Source organism: Bifidobacterium sp. A11, assembly GCF_000499185.1.
Taxonomy (GTDB): domain Bacteria; phylum Actinomycetota; class Actinomycetes; order Actinomycetales; family Bifidobacteriaceae; genus Bombiscardovia; species Bombiscardovia mizhiensis.
The window spans coordinates 450,963-472,350 of the sequence record NZ_AWUO01000001.1; the positions used below are offsets into that span (position 1 = coordinate 450,963).

General features: G+C 59.2%; 16 protein-coding genes and 1 tRNA gene. 2 read left to right on the top strand and 15 right to left on the bottom strand.

Features of this window, described 5'->3' with window-relative positions:
* Positions 1–55: 55 nt before the first annotated feature.
* From P273_RS09475 to rpsO, 10 genes are all read right to left on the bottom strand, one after another.
* A complete protein-coding gene (locus tag P273_RS09475) occupies positions 56–1,039 on the bottom strand; it encodes a CPBP family intramembrane glutamic endopeptidase (RefSeq protein ID WP_081709210.1) in 984 nt (327 codons plus the stop codon).
* 176 nt (positions 1,040–1,215) lie between these two features.
* Positions 1,216–2,946: a cell division protein gene (locus P273_RS0102015; protein WP_024626827.1), complete on the bottom strand. Its 1,731-nt coding sequence runs from the start codon at positions 2,944–2,946 to the stop codon at positions 1,216–1,218.
* A 144-nt stretch (positions 2,947–3,090) separates the two neighbouring features.
* Complete coding sequence (locus P273_RS0102020) at positions 3,091–3,810, bottom strand: pyroglutamyl-peptidase I (RefSeq protein WP_024626828.1); 720 nt, start codon at positions 3,808–3,810, stop codon at positions 3,091–3,093.
* A 22-nt stretch (positions 3,811–3,832) separates the two neighbouring features.
* A complete protein-coding gene (locus P273_RS0102025; protein WP_024626829.1) occupies positions 3,833–4,624 on the bottom strand; it encodes a 2-C-methyl-D-erythritol 4-phosphate cytidylyltransferase in 792 nt (263 codons plus the stop codon).
* A gap of 118 nt (positions 4,625–4,742) precedes the next feature.
* On the bottom strand, positions 4,743–5,723 hold the full coding sequence (locus P273_RS0102030) for a polyphenol oxidase family protein (protein ID WP_024626830.1): 981 nt from the start codon (positions 5,721–5,723) through the stop codon (positions 4,743–4,745).
* The gene (locus P273_RS0102035; protein WP_024626831.1) at positions 5,720–6,601 is read right to left on the bottom strand and encodes an aldo/keto reductase; all 882 of its coding nucleotides are present in this window, start codon (positions 6,599–6,601) and stop codon (positions 5,720–5,722) included. Before P273_RS0102035 ends, P273_RS0102030 begins: the two co-directional genes overlap by 4 nt.
* Before the next feature lie 78 nt (positions 6,602–6,679).
* Positions 6,680–8,827, bottom strand: a complete 2,148-nt coding sequence (locus P273_RS0102040; RefSeq protein WP_172637227.1) for a DUF2207 domain-containing protein — start codon at positions 8,825–8,827, stop codon at positions 6,680–6,682.
* 101 nt (positions 8,828–8,928) lie between these two features.
* Entirely contained in the window at positions 8,929–9,513 is a 585-nt protein-coding gene (locus tag P273_RS0102045) for a LemA family protein (RefSeq protein ID WP_024626833.1), read from the bottom strand.
* Positions 9,514–9,593: 80 nt separating this feature from the next.
* The gene (locus tag P273_RS0102050; RefSeq protein ID WP_024626834.1) at positions 9,594–12,347 is read right to left on the bottom strand and encodes a polyribonucleotide nucleotidyltransferase; all 2,754 of its coding nucleotides are present in this window, start codon (positions 12,345–12,347) and stop codon (positions 9,594–9,596) included.
* A gap of 250 nt (positions 12,348–12,597) precedes the next feature.
* Positions 12,598–12,867, bottom strand: a complete 270-nt coding sequence (gene rpsO / locus P273_RS0102055) for a 30S ribosomal protein S15 (protein WP_024626835.1) — start codon at positions 12,865–12,867, stop codon at positions 12,598–12,600.
* 318 nt (positions 12,868–13,185) lie between these two features.
* On the opposite strand from rpsO, the gene P273_RS0102060 reads away from it, so the two are divergent.
* On the top strand, positions 13,186–13,515 hold the full coding sequence (locus P273_RS0102060; protein ID WP_051354084.1) for a DUF4176 domain-containing protein: 330 nt from the start codon (positions 13,186–13,188) through the stop codon (positions 13,513–13,515).
* A 636-nt stretch (positions 13,516–14,151) separates the two neighbouring features.
* Complete coding sequence (locus P273_RS0102065) at positions 14,152–15,378, top strand: hypothetical protein (RefSeq protein ID WP_024626837.1); 1,227 nt, start codon at positions 14,152–14,154, stop codon at positions 15,376–15,378.
* A gap of 161 nt (positions 15,379–15,539) precedes the next feature.
* Here the strand turns inward: P273_RS0102065 and P273_RS0102070 are convergent, their stop codons facing one another.
* The 5 genes from P273_RS0102070 to P273_RS0102090 form a co-directional block, all read right to left on the bottom strand.
* Positions 15,540–16,256, bottom strand: coding sequence for a hypothetical protein (locus P273_RS0102070; protein ID WP_024626838.1), 717 nt, complete (start codon positions 16,254–16,256; stop codon positions 15,540–15,542).
* A 498-nt stretch (positions 16,257–16,754) separates the two neighbouring features.
* Positions 16,755–17,021: a hypothetical protein gene (locus tag P273_RS0102075; protein ID WP_229131898.1), complete on the bottom strand. Its 267-nt coding sequence runs from the start codon at positions 17,019–17,021 to the stop codon at positions 16,755–16,757.
* A 256-nt stretch (positions 17,022–17,277) separates the two neighbouring features.
* Positions 17,278–17,541 (bottom strand): hypothetical protein, encoded by a 264-nt coding sequence (locus P273_RS0102080; protein ID WP_253269551.1) that lies wholly within the window; start codon positions 17,539–17,541, stop codon positions 17,278–17,280.
* A gap of 740 nt (positions 17,542–18,281) precedes the next feature.
* Positions 18,282–18,752 (bottom strand): holo-ACP synthase, encoded by a 471-nt coding sequence (locus P273_RS0102085; protein ID WP_024626841.1) that lies wholly within the window; start codon positions 18,750–18,752, stop codon positions 18,282–18,284.
* A gap of 291 nt (positions 18,753–19,043) precedes the next feature.
* Positions 19,044–19,117 (bottom strand) — tRNA-Gly (locus tag P273_RS0102090).
* Positions 19,118–21,388 lie beyond the last annotated feature (2,271 nt).

The window sequence follows — 21,388 nt, forward strand, 5'->3', positions numbered from 1 at the left end:
GGGAATCGGCCCTTAAGGGTTCGCCTGGCGGAGGATGTGGACAACTGTACCCTTGTCAAGCCAGGGAGAAGCGCTGTGCCGCATTGACGACGGCCAGGGCCACCAGGACGGCCAGCCCGAAGGAGATCCAGCCCTTATAGGTGCCGTGGCGTGAACGATTGGCGCGGAGGCGGTCTGCCAGCTTTCCCCGAATCAGCCAAAGGACGACCAGTCCCCCAACCAGGCCCAGAAGGGTCATCCCCTGGTTGATCATCATGCCGGTGCGGGCCGGCACCGTCTGGATCAGCCACATCGTGGCGTCAGCCAAAACCAGGTTGTTGAAGATATGCAGGGCAATGGACCAGAGGATGGAGTATTCCATGGCGATGACACCCAAAACCAGACCCAGCAGGAAGGTGAACAGGCTCTGGGTGATGTCTCCGTGCAGGCAGGCAAAGATGAAAGAGGAGGTGACGATGGCGAAGGTTCGTCCGTAGGGCTTGAGCCTGCCCATGACCACGCCGCGCAGCAGGAACTCCTCGACGACGGGGACCAGGATGGCCGTGTCCAGGGGTGACAGGAACCCATGCTGGCCCGCCGCGATCTGGGAGGTGGTGGAGTGGTAGACCAGCCCCAGGGCCTGGGATCCCTGGTTGACCACCCAGGTGAAGCCGGTCTCGATGCTGCTGGCCAGCATGATCAGCAGGATGGCCCCGATCAGCACGGCCGGACCGGGATTGGTCTGCGCCTTGTACTGCACAGGGTTGGAACCGCGCCCGAGCAGATCCTGACCGCGGGTGCCGAAGAGAAAGACCAACATGACCAGATCACCCAGCAGATCCCCCAGCCCTGGCTGACGGGCAATGCCCAGGGCCGCAGCCACAGCGGGCAGATTCAGAATCCCTGCGATCAGGTTGGCCACCACCAGATACACCAGGGCATAGAGGGATTGCAGGTCCACTCCACGGCGCACCTGGGCACTCCATGGGCGAGAAGCCGCAGCCGACCCGGACGACCCCGTGCCAGACACATGTGATGATGCGTGCCGTGATTGCTGCATGACGCTCTCCCAACCCCGTGACCCTTGGCCTGCACCTCTTCACTACCGACTCTAGGCCTCAGCAGGGGTTCAGGCCGAGATTGACGGCCACCCAACTTCCGAGCAAGGCAGAACGACAGGGCCGGATCGCAGACCATACCTACGATCCGGCCCCAAGGAACAATGTCCTTTGCTAATCAGTCCCGATCGGTCGGGGTAGCGTCATCGTTGATGGGCGGAATAACCGTAGTTTCCTGATCGGTGACTGCCTTCTCCACCTGTCCGGCCTCATCCTGGGCCGGCGCGTCATCGGCCTGGGCGGATGCATCGGAGAGGGCGCTCGGCGTCGGAGAGGGCAGAACCTGAGTAGGCATATTGGCTGAGGATCTGACAGCCGCAGCCACGTTGGCGTCCTCCTCGGAATCACTGGTGGAATCAGTGGCCACGCCATCGGTCGGTTGGCTGGCTGGAACCGGATCGACCGGTGTCTGAGGGGCTTCTACCTGGGCATCGGCAAGGGGCTGATCGACGGCCTGATCCTCGCCTTCAGCCTCCGAGGATGTCGCCGAAGCCGACGAAGCAGGAGCCGGCAGCGGATCCGCGGCAGGTACAGCGTTGACCACGGGCACGCTGGGCGCCTGCCCCTCGTCCTGGTCATTGATCACAGCCTCGTCATGGAAGCCGTCGAAGTTGCCGAAGGACTTGGAGAAGATGTTCCGCAGCTCGTCGACCCGAGAGGTAATGGTGGCCTCCCGGTGCTGCAGCTTGGCGATGTGGTCCTTGAGCCCGTCAAGCTCGGATTGGGCGGCCTTGCGCTGATCCTCGATCTCGGTTTGGGCGCGCTGCTTGGCCTCCTCCAGCAACTGGTTGGCCTTGCGCTCGGACTCCTCCCGCTTGAAGGAGGCGAACGAATCGGCATCCTTGCGGGTGGCCTTGGCCTGTTCTATCAGCTCCTGGGTCTCCTTCTCGGTCTTGACCCGCCGATCCTCCAGGTTCTTGAGCAGCTCGCCCACCTTCTTGGTGGCATCCTCCTGCTGGGCGGCAATGTCGGAGCGGACCTGCTCGGCCTCGGCGTTGACCTTGGCCATGGTCTCGGCGCTGGTGACCTTGGACTCGTCCACGATCTGCTGGGCCTCGGACTTGGCTTTGTCGGTGATTTCCGAAGCCTGCCTACGGGCGTCATTCAGGCTCTTGGAGACCTGCTCACGCACGTCGGCCAGCTTCTTGTTGGCCTCGGCCAGGGCCTTCTGGATCTGATCGTTGGCCTCTTTCTTGAGCTTGGCGATCTCCTCGTCGCTCTTGCGCCGCTTGTCGGCAATCTCCTTGGCGGCCTTGGCCTTCTGTTCGGACAGCTCCTTGTCCTGGGTGGCCTTGCTGGTGGCCAGCCGCTTCTCATGTTCCTCGCGTGAGTTCTGCAGCTCCAGATCCAGGGCCTGGCGGCGTTCGGCCACGACCTTATCGGCTGCGGCCTTGTTCTGTTCGCTCTGCTGCTTGGCGGTGGTGGTGACGGTCCTGGCTTCGTCGTTGGCGGCCTCGACGATCGACTTGGCCTTGGCGTTGGCCTCGTCCACGATGTGCTTGGCTTCAAGCTGAGCCTTGTTGACCAGGGTCGTCGCCTTCTCTTGGGCAGAGGTCTTGGTGGATGCCGCATCCTGCTTGGCGCGGTTGAGCAGCTCGGTGCTGGTCTGCTCGGCCGAGGCCAGCAGCTGCTGGGCGTTGGCCCCCAGGGAAGCAAAGGAGTTGCGCGGCTGTTCGGGCTTGCGGGACTTGACCTCCTGGAGTTCCGCCTCCAGCTTCAGAATGCGATCGTCATCGGCCTTGATCTGCTGACGCAGCCGGGCTAGATTGCTCCGCGAGGCCGCCAAGGCCTGGTCGACCCGCTCCTTGTCATAGCCTCGCAGGACAACGGGAAACTGATCTTCGGCCATGGAAACACTCCTCTTCGCCACCAGGACATGCCGGGCCGTGACAAAGATGTCTTCGGTCCGGTGGATTTACCTTGACTCTACCCCATGACCGACCAAAAGTCGCCGTCTGACCTGCCGCCGACACATTGGCCTTACATACGGGTCTCAGGCAATAAGAATGGGGCTGGAGGAGGGCCTACGATAGTAGCGAATGGTCTCGTTGACCACCTCGCGCACAGCCTCTATCTGCTGATCCAGGGGCAGACCGCACTCCTGACCGCCGCTTTCGTTGACCAGGGGAAGGCTGACGAACCCGGCCAGGACATCCTTGTGTCCTGCAGCCCAAGCCAGCAGGTTGTAGAAGAGCGCGTTGCAGACATAAGTGCCCGCGTCCGAGCTCAGCGTGGCAGGAATGCCGCAGGTGCCGAAGTCGTGCAGGATGGCCCTCAGCGGCAGTCGGGTCCAGTAGGCGGCCGGACCCTGGGAGTCGATGGGCTGGCGGTTGGCATGACGGACGGTATCTCGAGACTCCTGCTCCCCCAGATTTTCCCGATCGTCAGCGTCGTCCTCCTTGAGGTTGACGGCGCAGCGCTCCATGGCGATGCCGCGAGCCCGACGCTTGAGCCCTGTGGCGATGATGATATCCGGACGCACACGCTCTATGGCCTCATGCAGTATGGGCCAGGCCTTGGCGAAGCTGACAGGCATGGTGACGGAGGAAATAGCCAGATCCACGCCCTCCAGCGGATCCTCCTCGGTGGGGCCGACTGGCCGCATGCCTTCCATGCCATGCTCGGCCAGAGCCTGTGAGACCTGATAGGAGGGGTTGACATCAACACCCTCGTAATGATCGTATCCGGCGACGATGACCTTGATCTGCTCCATGTGCCCCATGGTACACAGGACTTCACCCGGCCAGGGAGCGCGCTATCCATTCAGCCATGGGCACGTCCGAAGGCAGGGTGATCTTCATGTTGGTCACACTGCCGGCCACGATGGCCACCGGTTCCTCGGGCAGGCGATCCACCACCACCCGGGTATCGTCGGTGGGATGGAAGTCGGGGTCTGCGGCAGCCAGGTCGTAGGCCTTGCGGAGGGTGCCGAAGCGGAAGGCCTGTGGGGTCTGGGCCCGGAACATGTTGTCTCGGTCGGGCACCTGACGGACCACCTTGCGATCCCCCAGATCCCCGGCCATCAGCATGGTGTCGGTCGAGGCCACGGCCACGGTTGCGGCGTTGAAAGTATCCAGGGCATCGATGCAGCCATTGATGGACTCCTGGCTGACGAAGGGGCGTACCGCATCGTGGATGAGCAGCTTGGCATCCTGGGGGATCTCCGCTTCGGCCAGGGTCTGCAGGGCCGCCTCGGTGCTGTCCATGCGCTCGATGCCGCCCTGAATGACCATGCGGACCTTGTCGTAGGTGTCATCGCCCACGATGGCCTCGACAGCCTCCCGCACCCGATCGTTGACCACGACCAGAATGTCGGTGACCCGGGCATTGAATTGGAAGGCGTCAATTGACCAGGTGATGATGGGTTTGCCGCCCACCTGCACCAGCTGCTTGGGGTTGCTCTCGTCAAATCGAAGGCCCAGCCCGGCCGCCAGAATCACCGCCACAACTGGCTGAATCTGCTCCTCTGGCTCGGCGTTATCCTGACTGACCTCGGACGGGGCTGCTGATGCTCTGCTCTCACTCATAAACTCAACGGTACTCACGCGAGGACAGGAAGGGGCGCAGACCCGGTGCTATCTGCACCGAACATCTGCACCCGAGGCCTGCTCCAGCTGTCAGAAGCCAGTCAATCAACATACTGCATCAGTCGTCGGCCAGGATAAGGGCCAGCATGCGCCCCTCCCCCGCCTTGCTGGCCAGCGAGGCCCGGCGGTGGGAGTACCAGAGCGGATTCTCCAGGGTACACAAGGGTCGGCGCAGGTCCTCAAGACGCCTCGACAGGGAGGGGCCCTCATTGTCATGGCTGCAGAGCTCTTCCAGATCCGGATCCTGGCAAAGGTAACTGGTGGCAGCAGCGACCCGCGGGGTGGAGTCAACGATACGGGTCACTCCTGCCGCCTTCAGTTCCATTCTGGCTGCAGCGGCGATGTCGATGGCGATTCCGCCGAATCGGCATGGTCCGGATGCGCCAGGGAAGCGCTTCTCGAAGTCATCAGCCAGGTTCGAACACACCTGATAGCAGTCTGCGCAGATCCTAGGCCCCAGCGTTGCCACGATCCTGGAGGGGTTGGCGCCCTTGTCGGCCATAGCCTGGACTGTGGCTGGAATGACGCCAGCCACCAAACCACGACGACCGCAATGTGCCGCACCCGTCACGCCGGCCTGGGGGTCGGTCAGCAACACAGGAAGGCAATCGGCCGCGAAGATGCCCAGGGCCAGGTCACGACGGGTGGTCACCTGCGCATCGGCTTCGCAGCGCCCCTGGGGCTGACCCTGGTCGGCGTCCCAGACCCTGGCTGAGTGAACCTGATCCACCAGGACCATGGGACGGTCCAGCTGGCGGCCCAGGGCCTGACGGTTGGCAGCCACCGCCTGCGGGTCGTCGCCCCCCTTGCCGCCGAGATTCAGCTGGGCATAATCGCCCGAGGAGACCCCGCCCAGCCTGGTGGTATAGACCACTTTGATCCCAGGCGCCAAGGCTATGGGAATGGTGACTGGGATCGGCCGGCCCTGATCGTCCAGTGACGGCAGGGGACTGCTGTCCAGTAGGGTCCGTTCCCGATCCCAGGCTTGGCCCTGATCGCTCTGGGTGCCCTGCTCTCTTGGTTCAGGCTTGGGACTCATGCAGTCGCCGCCCGGTTCAGGCGGTCCATCTCGTCCTCGCTCAGTTCCATGTCAGCCGCCTGTAGGGAATCCAGAATGGTGGCCGCCCTGTGAGCCCCGGGAACCACAAAGACGTTGCTGTTCTGGGACAGTTCCCAGGCCAGGACCACGCGCTGGTGGGAGACACTGCGCTCCTGAGCCACCTGCCGGAAGGCATCATAACGGGTTTCGTCCTTGGGCGCTCGGAAGCCTCCCAGGGGGCTCCAGCAGACGAAGGCCAGACCCAGTTCAGCCGCATGGTCCAGCTCCTGGCGGGAGCTGGTGAAGGTGGGTGAGAACTGGTTCTGCACGGCTACGAGATCATCGCCCAGAATCTTGCGAGCCAGGTCCATCCGCTCAATATCTACGTTGGAGACACCCAGGGTCCGGGCCACGCCCTGCTTGGCCAGCTCAGCCATGGCCTCCAGCGACTCCTGGTAGGGCACCTGTGGGTCAGGACGGTGCATATAGAGCAGGTCAATGGTGTCCACGCCCAGGGCCTGAGCGGACTCCTTGGCGTGCCGGATCAGGCTCTCCGGCCGACCATCCACAGCCCAGGTGGGTCGCCCGTCAGTGAAGTTGCGGTAGTGCCCAACCTTGGTGGCTACCAGCACGTCCTGACGGGGGCCCTTCCAGGAGTCCAAAGCCTGGCGAACCAGTCGCTCGTTGGTCTGTTCGGGGCCGCCCGATTCGTAGTATGACCAGGCGGTATCCAGATGTCGGCAACCGGCATCCAGGGCCTGGTGGATGACGTCGATGGCCGTTGCCTGGTCCGGCTTGCCCTCGATGGACAATCCCATGCAGCCCAGTCCGACCGCTGTCGTAGTAAAGGGCCCCAAGGCCCGCATCGACGATGTCATGCATGTACTCCCGTCTTGTAGATTGAGGCCGGCTTCGACACCGCCGGCTCCCCATCGAGCTTAGCTTGTGGCCCAGTATCAACGACCGTCGAAGGAACCACCACCGGAGCCGCCACCGGAGCCGCCGAAGGAACCACCACCGGAGCCAAACCCACCAATACCACTGCCGGAACTATTGCCGCTGGCCTGGCCGATCAGGCCGCCGATCTGTTCGAGTCCCTGGGTCAACTGAGTACCCAGATCAACCACCCCGCCTTGGCCAAGCATTGAATTTGCAGCCAATGCTTCAGGGCCACTCACGGAGGAAGCCACCGGAACATTCTGGCTGTAAGGCAGGAAGGTACAGTAGAGCAGGCTCCCGCGCGCATTATTATTCAGCCAGTCGAAGTCGGTCAGTTCAGGGCTGGCCTGTGCCAGCTGAGCGACAACCCGGTCACTTATACCGAAGGCCGCAGCGTAAACCAGGTAGCGGTCCCAGAGCACCAGATCCTCCACGCCCCGGTGGCTAAAATCGCTGAAGTCCAGCAGATAGCGCCGAAGCCCTGACACCTGACCAGCCATGAGCTGTCCATTCCTGCTGAGCACTTGCCAACTACCATAACGAATGGAGAATGCTGCAACAGCCACCAGAAGCACGGCCAATGGCGCACGTACCAGCACGGTGCCCGGTAGGAATCCAGCCAGCAGGATGAAAGCGGCCAAGAGCACGGCCAGGAAGGGCAAGACCTCTATACCATGACGATAGGCACGCAGGTCAGCATTGTTGGTCTCATACTTGACGGCCTTGTCGAAAGCCTCCAGATAGACCTTGCCATGATTAGCTTCGGTGCTGGAGAAGAGAGCAATCATCTCGTACAGGTCGAAACGTTCATCCTTGGACCCCATCAGAGCGGAAGCACCTTCCAGCATGGTCAGGCAGGCTTCCTCGCTTAAGGACAGGGCCAGGGAGGCTCGATCCTGACTACAGACCGGATTAATGACCACCTCCATGGACTGCCGTTTGCCTTTGTGGAGCAGCGAGCGCATCACCTTAGTCAGGGAACCTCCGCCGGAATTCGCCCGGTCCTTATACTTGACCGGAATCAGAGCGATGGCCCGCTTGGAGGCCAGGGAGAGAATGGTGGCTGACAATTGCCTGCCAATAGGGGATTCTCTGGTCAGCATCAAATCGTTGATAACAGCGGCCACGGCCGGTGACAGATCAGGAGGCTGACGGTAGTAGATAATATCGCCTCGGTACTGGGAGTCTCCATAGGTGCGGAAGGCCTGCCAGAGCATCACTACAATCAGCGCGATAGCAGCTAAGACGGTCAGTACACCAGCCAAAAGTCCGATCCGCGCCCGTCTGGTCTGCTCGGCGTGCCAGTGCTCATACTGCTGGCGCTCCTGCTTGATGATGCGGTCACGCGCCGGTTGAGAGTCGGTCCTGACCACGGAGGAAACCCTCTTCGCATCGAAGAGAACCACCAAATCCAGATGCTGACCTGGCCCGATCTGGTCAGCTGAAAAGTGGATACGGCTGTCATCGCCCACCTGGTAGGAACCCTTGCCAGCGAAATGGAGCCAGGCCTTGGCATCCTTGTCCTTCTCTGTTCCTATAAGCTTGGGAAGCCTGACATCAGCGCTCATATGCTCGACGGAAATCTGGTTGGTGTCGCCCACGGGCTCCCATTGGAATTCAGCCACATCGGGATGGGCAGTAGTGACACCGTGGAAGGTCATGTCGATGCGGAAGCGCCGACCTGAATCCTCGGCAATCTGCGGAATGTTCCAACCCAGCTCCACCTGACACCGGTCCCCCTGGGCGCCGCAGGCGGATCCTTGGTCCGAGTCGCCCGGCTTGTAGGATTCCAATCCTGAGTCCGAGACTGTGCCCATATACCAGGTGCCAGCCATGGTCTTATCCCAGTCGGGAACCTGATCGAGGTTATCAGGATCCGTCGGCGGATCGGCTTGCCTATATGTAGAGCCATTGGTCAGGTCGCGCACGCTTATGTCACTGATGCCCGTCAGCCGGTCAGGCTTGATCTGATAACGCTGGTAGAGCTCCCTCCAGGGACGTTTGTCGCCGTTGTCGTCCTCACGGGAGTTCATGGTTACGGTCAGGTCCTGACTGATGCGCAAATCGCCGTTATCCAGGACCTGGACATCATAGTCCACTGAATCGTATACCAGGTCCGGCCAATTCTTGTTGAAGATAAGCAGAGCAGCGACTATGCACGTCACCAAGGCTGCCACCAAAGCCAGTGCCAAGGCTCGGAAAAAGCGGGAAGTGCTCCAGGAGGGATGGCCTGAGACCGGTTTCCCAGAGGAGGCCGCTGGGGCGTTCACTGTCCGAAGTCCACTACGGGCGCCTGGCGGCTACCCTCGTCAGCCTGGAAGTACTGGGCCTGACGGAAGTGGAAGAGGGATGCGATGATGTTTGAGGGGACCGTCTCGATGCGGGTGTTGAACTTCTGAACCACATCATTGTAGAACTGCCTGGCGTAGGCGATCTTGTCCTCCAGGTCCTTGAGCTGACGCTGCAAGTCCAGGAAGTTCTGGTTGGCCTTGAGCTCAGGGTAGGCCTCCGCCCGAGCCATCAGAGTGACCAGGGATCGACCCAGCCGCTGCTCAGCAGCGGCACGGGCCTGCATCTGGTCTCCGCCAGCCGTCTGGGCCTGGGCCACGTCGGCGCGGGCCTTGGTCACCTCCTCCAAGACGGTGGACTCGTGTGAGGCGTAGCCCTTGACCGTCTGGACCAGGTTGGGCACCAGGTCGGCACGCTGCTTGAGCTGGACGTCAATCTGGGCCCAGCCATTGGCGACCCGGTTGCGCAGGTTGACCAGACCGTTGTAGATACCGATTCCCCAGATGACCAGCAACACGACCAGCAAAACGATGATGATGAGCACGATCATTGATACGGACATGCCATCATTCTCTCACTAAATTCAGAAGAGACAAAAACGGGACCCCGTCCAATGGAACGGGGTCCCGGCATCAGTGGGAATCAGTCCTCACTGTCGAAGGGATCGAAGTCCCTGCGCACGCGGCGACGAGGGCGCTCTGAGCGCTCCTCCCGGTCGGCCCGGTACTCGTCATAGTGCTCGTCGGCAGCGTAGCGCGGATTCTCCCTGCGGCCACGGTAGCCGCCACGTCCGGAAGAGCGACGCTCATGACGACCGCCACGGTCGCCACGGCCACGACGCTCGCCACGGCCACGGCCACCACGATCATCGTCATCATCGCGGGAGACCCGACGACGATCGCGACGTGAGCCACGGTCCTCGTCCTCGAACCAGTCTCCGCCATCCTCATAGTCGCGGTCGCGGCTCTGACGACGGTGCCGGGGACGATCCTCCTGATCCTCGTCGTCGTAGTAGCGATCATCACGCTCGGAGCGGGAACGGCGCGGGGCCTCATACCGATCCTCGCGCTCTGAGGAACGGCTGCGGCGATCACGACGATCACGGTCACCACGTCCGCCGCGCTCACGACGATCGCCACCACGGTCACGACGATCTCCACGACCACCGCGATCACGGCCACCTGCGGACTCCTGATCCTCGAAGCCGGGGATGGCCAAAGAGATCTTGCCGCGGTCGTCCACACCCTGGACGATGACCTCGACGGTGTCGCCCTCCTTGAGGACGTCCTCCACAGAGTCGATGCGCTCGCCGTTGGCCAGGTTGCGGATCTGCGAGATGTGCAGAAGCCCGTCGGTGCCAGGGGTCAGATTGACAAAGGCGCCGAAGCTGGTGATCTTGACCACCTTGCCGTTGAAGGTCTCCCCCGCCTCGGGCACGTGCGGGTTGGCGATCTGGTCGATGACCTCCTTGGCCTTGGCCGCTGCCTCGCCGCCCTCAGAGGCGATGTAGACCGTGCCGTCGTCCTCAATGGAGACGTCGGCACCGGTGTCCTCCTGGATCTGGTTGATCATCTTGCCCTTGGGTCCGATGACCTCACCGATCTTGTCAACCGGAACCTGGGTGGTGATGATGCGCGGCGCATAGGGGCTCATCTCGGCAGGCCCGTCGATGCACTCGTTGATCACGTCGAGGATGGTGGCCCGGGCTTCCTTGGCCTGCTGCAGGGCGGCGGCCAGGATGTCGGCGGGGATGCCGTCCAGCTTGGTGTCCAGCTGCAGGGAGGTGATGAACTCGGAGGTGCCGGCCACCTTGAAGTCCATGTCGCCGAAGGCATCCTCGGCACCCAGAATGTCGGTCAGGGTCTTGTAGGTGGGCCGACCGTCGACCTCGCCTGTGACCAGACCCATGGCGATGCCCGCCACAGGGGCCTTCAGAGGCACGCCGGCAGCCAGCAGGGACAGGGTGGAGGCGCAGACGGAGCCCATGGAGGTGGACCCGTTGGAGCCGATGGCCTCGGAGACCTGACGGATGGCGTAGGGGAACTCCTCGCGGCTGGGCAGAACCGGGATCAGCGCGCGCTCGGCCAGGTTGCCATGGCCCACCTCGCGGCGCTTGGGCGAACCCACGCGGCCGGTCTCGCCGGTCGAATAGGGCGGCATCTCGTAGTTGTGCATGTAGCGCTTGGTGGTGGGGCCGGACAGGGCGTCGATGGTCTGCTCCATCTTCAGCATGTTCAGGGTGGTGACGCCCAGCACCTGGGTCTCGCCGCGCTGGAAGAGGGCCGAACCGTGCACCCGGGGCACCACGTCCACCTCGGCGGACAGGGTGCGGATGTCGCGCAGGCCGCGGCCGTCGATGCGGTAGTCCTGGGTCAGGATGCGGCGGCGGACAATCTGGCGCTGAAGCTCCTTGAAGGCGTTGCCCAGTTCCTTGTCCTTCTCAGCCTCGTCCATGTCGGTGAACTCGTCGGCCAGGGCCTCGCGGACCTTCTCCTTGATCTCGTGGATACGATCCTGGCGGGGCAGCTTCTCCGCGATGGAGAGGGCCTGGTCCAGGTCGGCGTGCGCCACCTGGTCGATGCGAGCGTAAAGCTCGTCAGTGTACTCGGGGAAGAGCTGGAAGTCCTTGGTGGGCTTGGCGGCCTTGGCCTTGAGCTCGCTCTGGGCCTCACACAGAACCTTGATGAAGGGCTTGGCGGCCTCAAGACCCTGGGCAACAACCTCTTCGTCGGGCTTGATCTGGCCTTCGTCATAGATCAGGCTCCAGGCGTTCTTGCCGGCGCCTGCCTCGATCATGGCGATGGCGACATCCCCGCCCTCGACCACACGGCCGGCCACGACCAGCTCGAAGACGGCGCGCTCGCGCTCGCTCCAGCGGGGGAAGGCCACCCACTGACCATCGATCAGGGCCAGACGCAGACCCGAGACCGGCCCCTCGAAGGGCAGTCCGGAAATCAGGGTGGAAGCGGAGGCCGCGTTCAGGGCCAGCACGTCGTAGGCATCCTCGGGGTTAACAGCCAGGATGGTCTCCACAACCTGGACCTCGTTGCGCAGGGTGTGCGGGAAGAGGGGGCGCAGGGGGCGGTCAATCAACCGGCAGGCCAGGATGGCCTCGTTGGAGGGCCGACCCTCGCGGCGGAAGAAGGAGCCGGGGATCTTGCCCGCAGCGTACATCTTCTCTTCCACATCGACGGTCAGCGGGAAGAAATCGTAGTTCTCCTTGGGGCTGGACCCGGCGGTGGTGGTGGACAGCACCATGGAATCGTCATCAAGATAGGCGGCTACTGCCCCATCCGCCTGCTGGGCGAGACGACCCGTCTCGAAGCGCACCGTGCGCTTGCCATATGATCCGTTATCGATCGTGGCTTCTACAGCCGTGATTTCGGGACCCTCCATAGGGTTCCTCCTTTTGTTTACTGCTTGTTTACTACCTGATGTCAGGATGCTCGGCATCAATTGACTGCCGGAGATCCTTCTACTTCGGTCTGGTCCTGCCGAACCCCATGTCCGGCTATCTTCATTCCTTGCGGACCAACCTTGCATTTCAACTCGGCACCATCTTCTACAACCCCATCCCGGGGTTAACGGTGCCTGGTTCAGTCATGCAAAAGCGCCCGAGCGCTAGGCCCGGGCGAAAGCATGCATATTAGTGGCGCAGTCCAAGACGCTCCACCAGGGAACGGTAGCGGTTGATGTCCACCTTCTTGAGGTAATCCAGCAACCGGCGACGATGGCCGACCATGAGCAGCAGACCGCGACGCGAATGATGGTCGTGCTGATGCTGCTTGAGGTGCTCGGTCAGGTCGGAGATGCGCTTGCTCAGCAGAGCCACCTGGACCTCGGGGGAACCGGTGTCACCCTCGTGGGTCGCGTATTCCTTGACGATTGCCTGCTTCTGCTCACTCGTAAGAGCCACGGCTCCTCCTCTTGCATTCTTCCGTTACGCGGTGCACCAGCCCTATGCTGAAGCGCTCTCGATCCGCGGGCGAAACACGCCAAAAGTCCATTATACACATTTTTCGGACCAAGCAAACAGCGACGGAATCAACAAAATGAAGGAAAGCATAACGAAAATTTGATTAGCGCCAATGAGAAATCAGCCATTTCACTCCCATGTAGCGAAGATGTCGCACTGTGTTGCACGAACCGATCGTGATTTACCATGTATCCCTACCATAGGTTTTAGAGAAGTTGAGGGAATGTAACTTCATTCATCCACCAAAGAGGGCACCTAATGAAACAATCCGAGCAGAACTCCATCAAATCAGAAAATACCATTCTTCCTTTGGGATCCGTGGTGAAAACCAGAAGAGACCCGGGTACCCTGCTAGTTATCATCGCCCGTGCTCCGTTGACAGTCATGCATGGAACAACGGGTTACTTTGACTATGGTGCCGTACAATTTCCGTATGGCATGACTGATCCGGCCAAGTTCGTTTTCTTCAACCGCCAAGACGTGACGGAAATAGTGTTCATGGGATATATCAACGCCGAGGAACGATCCTATGAACGAAGGTTTGATGAAGTCACCAAATCAACCTCCTACCCCCACCTTCATCTTTGATTCAGTTACCGGTCACATAGGACATACTCGATAAAAGGGATAGAGGGGAGAAGACCAAAAACGACCTTGACGGATGCGTTAATGAAGCAACCGCCTAGGCTATGCAACTCAACACATTGAACCGCTCTTTCATAGTCGGCGATTTTCTTTCTGGCGGTTTTGAATCATTGAGCGGCATTGCTGATTCCTTCGGCACATACTGACAACAGGCAGCTACCCAAGATGCTATGGCTCATGGCCTGATCACTGCCTCTGGTGGTGTTATCGGTGCTGCAGCATGAGCTGCCGCTGGAGCAGTTGTGGGATTCAATCGCCCCTGGACCAGGTACGATTGTAGGAAGTGGAATTGGTTTAGTCGTAGGATACCTCGGTACAGTAGCCGGCAACACTTTTTACGACGATTCCGCCAATCGCGGGAATGGAGATGACAGTGGGGCCACATGAAGGACAATCTATGGTAGCTTTCCCGCTGTCTTCTGCATCGCCATGTGCGCGGCTCGGATTGAAACCAGGGATGATATTAGTGGGTGCGTACTGATGGTGTACCTATTGATAGATGTCGTATTAGGCTCTCCGGCGATGCTGGTCTGGTTGTTTGTGTTGATGTCGTTCAATGCGTGGAGGTCGAGGCGGCTGATGGACCGCGTCCTGGCGCCCTACCTCCTGGCGCGGGGCCTGTGCCTGCAGACCTTCCAGGGGTATGTGTGGCGGCGGCGCGGCAGGATCGGCCGGCCCCGGCCCGGGCAGGTCCTGCCCCTGGGCTCGCTGGTTGTCCTGGCCGACGGGCCTGCCAGCGTATCCGGGGCCTACAGAGGCACCGGATGGTTCGACGGGCTGGGAGAGGACGGGCTGGTGGTCCGCCTGGTCGGCCAGTACGTGCAGCCACCCGAACAGGCCGCCGGGTCATCCGGTCCATGGTACGCAGGCAGGATCTGCTCCGTGGGCGGCCTTGCCTGCGGACCCGGCGTGGTCCCCGGCGACGACGCCCCCCTGCCCGAGGTCGGCGTCGGCCACACCCCCGACCCCGACCTGGTCATCTTCACCCAGGACCAGGTCAGCCTTCTGGCCTGGAAGGGGCCCGACAACCCCGTCACCAGGCTCCTGCGCGCCCGCCAGGTCCGCGCCCTCGCCCGCGACCACCGGCGTGAGGACCAGGTTCGCCGCCGGGCACGGCCGACACCGAGCTGGCACGCCAGCCGCCCCGCATGGTGGCGCTACGAAGCCATCGGCTTCCTGCCCGACCGGTTCACCCGCGTCTACTGGGACCGCGTCCGCAACCAGCCCGTTAAGGCACCCATGCGCTACCGGACCCCGGAAGCCAGGGAATACAACAGAAGACACTACTCCGTCCCCTTATCCATCATCGCGCTGATCGTCATCATCTTCATATCCGCCTTAAAAATAGCCCACGCATGGCACCGCTTCGAACCGTACCATCCACTCCAGGGCGGCGATGTCCTCCTGGGCATGCCCCGTCGGACCACAGCGATCGTCAGCTGCGTCCTAGGCCTCGCCATCGGCGTCGGCGCATGGGTTTGGGCCACCCACCGGCAATTCCCCCAACACCAAATGACCCCGGCCAGCAGCCGCGAACTCCAAATCGCCCTCGACAATTACTGGATCGGCATGCGATACATCACAGGAACTACCATTCCCTACACCATGCATGTCCTCGGCTACAGCGTTTACATCCTGTTGCCGCTCATGCTCCTCACTGATTTCTTCACCCTTCCCGAATGGGTCCATACCCTCATGGGCTGGCCCTTCGTCGCTCTGTTTGTGACCTGCGGGAGCCTAATCATCATAGATACCTCCTACGCCGAGCGGATAGCCAAACGCCTGGATCGGGAATTAGCCGAGTAAAGCCCATATGCATCAGCCCCCCTCCCCCGTGGTCAATTGCGCTTTGGTCTTACGTTCGCACCTCTTGACAGCGTGCGGACAGGAATCAACCCAAAACCACAACTGACAGTTACCGACACCCATCGTGCAGCATATTCTGGTAAATTCAGCGATCCTATGATTCATGCCGCGGTGATGAGGCCTCCGAAGAGGACGATGGCGATGGCAATCAGTTCAATGATGAAGAACATGGACAGTGCCGACCAGCTGTGAGTCAGCGTGTTCCAGGGGGAATCCTTGCGCACGCAGACCAGGATAGCCACAAAAATAACGGCAAAGACCGCCACGCCCAGCCCGGCCGCGATGATGCCCAAGTTGGCCGCGTTGGCCAAGATGGCCTGATGCTGGTAGACCACGAAGGTGCTGTACCAGAAGTTCATCTTGAGCAGACAGAGGCCGGCGATCAGCTGTTCGGCAGCCAGGCCCAGCACGAAGACCACCCGCCAGAACCAGGAAGACGACTCGATGATGGACATGCCGATGCCCATAAAGGTCAGCACAGTCACGGTCCAGGCAATCAGGGCAATGCCACGCGGATCCAGAACCGAGGCATAGTGAAGCACGCCCTGGGTGTGGTTGATGGCCAGCGAGCGCCCATATCCATAAGGAATGACGATGGCCAGGAGAATCGCCAGCGCGAAGACCACCCAGCGGACCGGGCGAGCACGGCGCTGCTCAATCTCAGCCAGGGAGTATTCAGAGTCCGGAATGGTCGCCTCAGGATGAGCCGAAACCTTGTTCACTGCGGTCGCCTCATCCGGGTGCGGTTGCACGACTGAGGAACCCGTTGCATCGCTTCTTCCGGATTCCGCGCCATCCGCATCGTCGAATTGCTCCATCGGCGACCACACCTCCAAGTCCGCTGCTCGTGGACACATCGCCTACAAGCTTATACCGGGCGACGCACCCGCGCCCAAGAATGCAAAAGGTCAATTCGCAGGCACTCGGCATCCAGGCGTGCCAGACGATAGCGGATAAGTGGAGTCATCCTGCAAGCGGTATAGTTCATCCCCTCAGACGTGGGGAACACCTGATTTCCGCGACCAAAAATGCTGCAGGCCCAAACTCATCCCCCACGTATCCGATGCGCACCCGGGCCGCATCTTCTGACCAGCCGATCATGCGCATCTGGAAACCATGACAATCTGTGTTCAAGCACCCTGCTAGTCATCTGCAAAGCAGACAAAACCCTCAATCAGGGCACACCAATGCGATTACTCCGGCTGGAGAGAATCAAACACTCATGTACGGACTATGAAGCGGTTATGGATTTTCCCCGGCGCTCCAGTGGCGATTCTTTTGCTGATTGCAGCAGCCTGTGGAGCTTGGTGGGTGAATCAGTCGAACTGCCTGATGCCGATGACATCGCGGAAACTCACATACTCGTCACCGGGACCGCAGCCTGTACCGTAATTTGTACCGTAGTACACGCGATCCGACTGGATCATTCTCCTATCCTCATCATCCAGCGAATCCCAGACCCGACGCTCAGCTTCATCCATTTTCTCGGTGATGGGATGCCTCGACGCATAACTGTCGATCAGATCCTGGGGGATGTTGTCATGAGTGGTGCAGGCCTTGTCCTTGGTTGCCATTTCTCTCATGAAATCCTCATCCATGGCCATTCGTCTCCTCTCATCTTTGTGAACCTGCAGGGCATCCATCCGATGTCCCGCAGGATCATCCCCGCACCTTCTGGGGACACAGAGCATTCTCATTTTTCGCCGAACAGATGGCTGGACCATCCCCAGAGAATTAGACACTCATGTAAGAACTATGAAGCGGTTATGGACTCTCCCCCAGCGCTCCAGTAGCGATTCTCTTGGTGATTACAACAGCATAAAGGAATCCGGGGATGAATCAGTCGAACTGCCTGATGCCGAGGACATCGTAGAAACTCACCTTGGTGTCGCCGCCGAAGCCAGCTCCATAGTTTGTCCCATAGTATGTACGATCCGACTGGATCATTCGCCTGTCCTCATCATCCAGCGAATCCCAGACTCTGCGCTCTGCATCATCCATGTCATCAGTAATGGGATACTTTGACGTATAGTCATCAATCCTCTTCTGGGGAATATGGTCATAAGTGCTACAGGCCTTATCCTTGGTTGCCATTTTTCTCATGAAATCCTCGTCCACAGCCATTCATCCCCTCTCATCTTTGCGGACATGAGTGCATCCATCCGATGCCCTGCAGGATTGTCCCCGCATCTGCAGGGAGGGCCAGCAGTATTTCTATACTACGAAAAGTCCCGGTCACTGCTTGGGATCATTCTCGCGAATGCCGGGAGCACAGCACTCTTGCAGCTAGGGACAAGAGAATGGCATAAAAAGATTGACACTATACCGGAGCAGCAACTCATACTCATGTTTAGAAGGAATACAATTCTTAACAGAGTTCTGAGGAAAGAACAGTTTTAATGCATGTTCCCGCTAAAAGACAGTGTTGTCTGGTTGATTCAGAGTAACATAATCGGTTTTCCAATCCAAGCTTCGTACGGGGGGGGGGGGTATACCGCAGGCAGAAAACCATACGTAGTGGCATTCCTAATCCACGCTCCCACGAAGGGAGCGACCGAGAGTTGGAGACCAGCGCCGCCTGCCTTTGCAATTTCAATCCACGCTCCCGTGAAGGGAGCGACGAATGGCGAGACTTAACATGACTAGCATGTTCCAATTTCAATCCACGCTCCCGTGAAGGGAGCGACGAATGATCCGCGTCTCCTCCCGCTGCTCCGCCCCATATTAAACCGTCACGAGCTCATAACGATCTCGCTCTGCGCCGACTACGGTAACTTTTGTCTCAGATGACTAACAAGACAGCTAAGAATTCACGTCTCACAACCGCAGGTTCCAACCCAATTTCAGACGCACCTACACAAAAGCACAACCGCTGAAGCTACTGGCCCATCATGGCTGAGAGCGATATGCCAGAGCAACTCCACCTGGTCGACCTGACTATCGGTCAGAGGCAAAGATTCATGAAGCTTGGCCCGTACGGAGGACTTTAGGTTGACGCTTGGCCGACCCCGACCGTCGTCCAGAATCTCCACCCCGCTCCAGGGGAAATCATCTAAACCATAGGGCGATGGCTCAGGTCCCAGCGCCTGAGACCAGGCCTTGAGCACCGACTCCTTGCCGGCCCAGCGAGCCGCCAAGTGCGCCGCCGTGTCGTCATGCTTGAGCTGGGCCCGTTGCTGGGCCTGCCGCCGCTCCCGTGGCGAAAACAAACTTGTCATGCGCGTGCCCGGCATGGCCAGCTGCCGGCCGAACTCCTTCAGGTCGACCAGGTCATGACCCAGCCCTAGTACCTGTCCAAAACCGGCATCATCCATAGGCCCGAGTATGCCCCTTATCGGCCCCTGCAGCAAATCATCCGATCAGAACTCGAAGACTCCGCAACGTCCCAACTGCGTCAGTAGCAGGAGTCACAACGCTGGCATGACGCTGTTGACCCGCCTGGCAACCGCCACTATCTAACAGTCCTCGACGAGTACCCTATCGTGTACCCATTTAGACCGTAAAGTGCCGAAAACTCGGGAAAATCTCGCTCGGTAAGGCCCGATCCTGATCGCTCCAGGAGGTTAGGAAACCCGCCAAGAATGGCGGAATATCAGCGATTATCGTGGAGCGGGCGACGGGAATCGAACCCGCGTAATCAGTTTGGAAGACTGAGGCTCTACCATTGAGCTACGCCCGCAAAGCCGTTGGCTCGGTACAGAGCATAGCACATGGGCCGGCCGGAACATGCAGCACATCGGTCATCGCCCGGTTGAACTTGGCAATAAACGTACGTATACATCACTGTGGAGAACCCCTCGGCGCCATGGAAACCGGCGCTGATTACCCCTGCTCTGCGAATAATCGTGAAGATCCGTACAGAAATTCTGATCCCTCGGCAGGTGGACTAGTCTCAGGCGGTTCATCCACCTTGAACAAGAGATCGCGCCGTCGCCAGTATCGCTTCTTTGCGTATCCATGGATCAATCCCGTGGATCCAAGGAACACCTTGTGCGTACCAGTGACTGCCGGAGTACTGCGGGATCATCCATGCTCACGCGGTGACCACTCCTTTCGAAGGATATGCATGGAAAGAATAAACGTTCTGCACGGAACTTGGCTGACAGATTTCCGCAAGATTATTCATTCTTGCAGAGCAAGGGGGAATCAGACTGATAACGTGCTGCCATCCGATGTTAGAGAACGAAAATCAGAGATAATTGACATTGGCGTCGACAAATTCTCCACACACAACAACTTTATCTTTCGAGAATGGGAGTTCCACTATGCCCGAGCATTGATTGCAAAAGTTAAAATCACGTTGGCGGTAACAGGATGAGCATGAATTCTTCTGATAGCATTTACAGCAACATCAGTAGATATCTATTATGCGGTTCTCAAAAACGAGAATGGCAGAAAACAAGTAGTTGACCATAGTCGAGAAGGGAACTATAGCCAAACATAATTGACGAGAAGTTAGCCAGGTTCTTCTGCTTTTAATAATGAAGAGATGAAATTTGTTTGCAGATAAGGTCAGATGCTAGCTTGCTGATGCGGAGCTACCACCATAACCTATGCCACGACTTGTTCTGCTTTAGCGTCGACGATTTGACCCTACCTATTTTGACAGTCTTGCATCTTGCAGCTCCTTCTTAAGAAAGGGAATGAAATGATATCGGTGATTAAACATTGTCTGTCAGCATGTTCGGATGACCTCAAAAACAATTGGGGCAAGCCGGATTACATGAAGCAACTCGCTGGGGCTACGATATTCGGATTGTGCGGTGTCGCTTTCTGTATCGCGATGTTCCTTGTATTCCCTTAGACATGAACGATAACTTGCTGCAATATGACTATGCACGCGAGTGCAGTGAGCACCGATGAGTGCGGTTCCTGAGCGGAAACGCTCGGTCAGTACGAGTTACCCTTATTCACTGGCTGCCGCTTCCCATGAGGGGCACCTATCCGTGTGGCGTCAATAATTAGTGAGAGCTGGGCGACAACATCGTGCATACGCGGGGTATTATGCCTGCCTTTGTTCCGAATAATAAAGCGGTACTCCTTACAAATCACTCCATGCAGCATAGGTGCCTTCCATTCCCAGGACCTGGCTGCAGGCATAAAAACTCATGTCCAGGAAATCAATCCGAATAGACCACTAGAAACAGGCAATCCCCTCAATGCAGTCAATCGCTTTACCGCCGCAATTCCTTTTCTCTACAAGCGGTGTGTCCGCTGAGATGCTCCTTGAGCAGAAGCAGAGAACCTGACTGATACGAAACGGCGATGACACCTGGAATGTCACCCCCAACCCCCGCATACAACCAATTATGGCGACAGTGGCCATCCGCTAAACGTTCAATTCGATCGACCGATCCGGCGACATCAACAACCAGCGACTCCCCCTGACTGTAGGCGTCCTGCCCACAGCTGAAGGGGAAAATATCGGCGTGGCTATGATAATCGGGCTTCTTGCCATGAGTATTATGGCAGCAAACCTCAGCAGTAGGAATTCCATTACAGCGATCACTAGCACTAAAACTTCGCACGAGTAAGAGGCCGGACACTCCCCCAAGACGAGTTCGGCCATTTGGGTGGCCCAGCAATAATCCCAAGTAAAATCTGGGTCACCCATCTACTTTTTATACCTTTTTGCGAAAAGGCTCCAATCGCAGCCTGGCAATAGCACACCGCCGGTTGAGCAACATACGGGCAATGCTCAGACAAAATCCCTTATATGCGGCCAATACGACAGCTCTGATGACCAATAAGTCCTGACGACCAGATAGCTCGCATACCTGCAAGGGAGCCCTTGTACATAAGGCATGGAGACAAGGGACAGCCACACCCAATGGCAAGACAATAAGGGAGGCGAGCCGTCTGGCCCACCTCCCCGATCATCGCAATGACTGTTCCCTCACCGGACTCCCGCCTATTGCTTCAGACGGAAGTCCAGCTGGTTCACGCCGCT

Excerpts from the sequence above, each read along its gene's own strand:
- P273_RS09475 (WP_081709210.1), bottom strand. The coding sequence starts at position 1,039 with ATGCAGCAATCACGGCACGCATCATCACATGTGTCTGGCACGGGGTCG.
- P273_RS0102030 (WP_024626830.1), bottom strand. The coding sequence starts at position 5,723 with ATGAGTCCCAAGCCTGAACCAAGAGAGCAGGGCACCCAGAGCGATCAG.
- P273_RS0102045 (WP_024626833.1), bottom strand. The coding sequence starts at position 9,513 with ATGTCCGTATCAATGATCGTGCTCATCATCATCGTTTTGCTGGTCGTG.
- P273_RS0102065 (WP_024626837.1), top strand. The coding sequence starts at position 14,152 with ATGGACCGCGTCCTGGCGCCCTACCTCCTGGCGCGGGGCCTGTGCCTG.
- P273_RS0102075 (WP_229131898.1), bottom strand. The coding sequence starts at position 17,021 with ATGAGAGAAATGGCAACCAAGGACAAGGCCTGCACCACTCATGACAAC.
- P273_RS0102070 (WP_024626838.1), bottom strand. The coding sequence starts at position 16,256 with ATGGAGCAATTCGACGATGCGGATGGCGCGGAATCCGGAAGAAGCGAT.
- P273_RS0102050 (WP_024626834.1), bottom strand. The coding sequence starts at position 12,347 with ATGGAGGGTCCCGAAATCACGGCTGTAGAAGCCACGATCGATAACGGA.
- P273_RS0102025 (WP_024626829.1), bottom strand. The coding sequence starts at position 4,624 with ATGAGTGAGAGCAGAGCATCAGCAGCCCCGTCCGAGGTCAGTCAGGAT.
- P273_RS0102060 (WP_051354084.1), top strand. The coding sequence starts at position 13,186 with ATGAAACAATCCGAGCAGAACTCCATCAAATCAGAAAATACCATTCTT.
- P273_RS0102085 (WP_024626841.1), bottom strand. The coding sequence starts at position 18,752 with ATGGATGATGCCGGTTTTGGACAGGTACTAGGGCTGGGTCATGACCTG.
- P273_RS0102015 (WP_024626827.1), bottom strand. The coding sequence starts at position 2,946 with ATGGCCGAAGATCAGTTTCCCGTTGTCCTGCGAGGCTATGACAAGGAG.
- P273_RS0102035 (WP_024626831.1), bottom strand. The coding sequence starts at position 6,601 with ATGACATCGTCGATGCGGGCCTTGGGGCCCTTTACTACGACAGCGGTC.
- P273_RS0102080 (WP_253269551.1), bottom strand. The coding sequence starts at position 17,541 with ATGAGAAAAATGGCAACCAAGGATAAGGCCTGTAGCACTTATGACCAT.
- P273_RS0102020 (WP_024626828.1), bottom strand. The coding sequence starts at position 3,810 with ATGGAGCAGATCAAGGTCATCGTCGCCGGATACGATCATTACGAGGGT.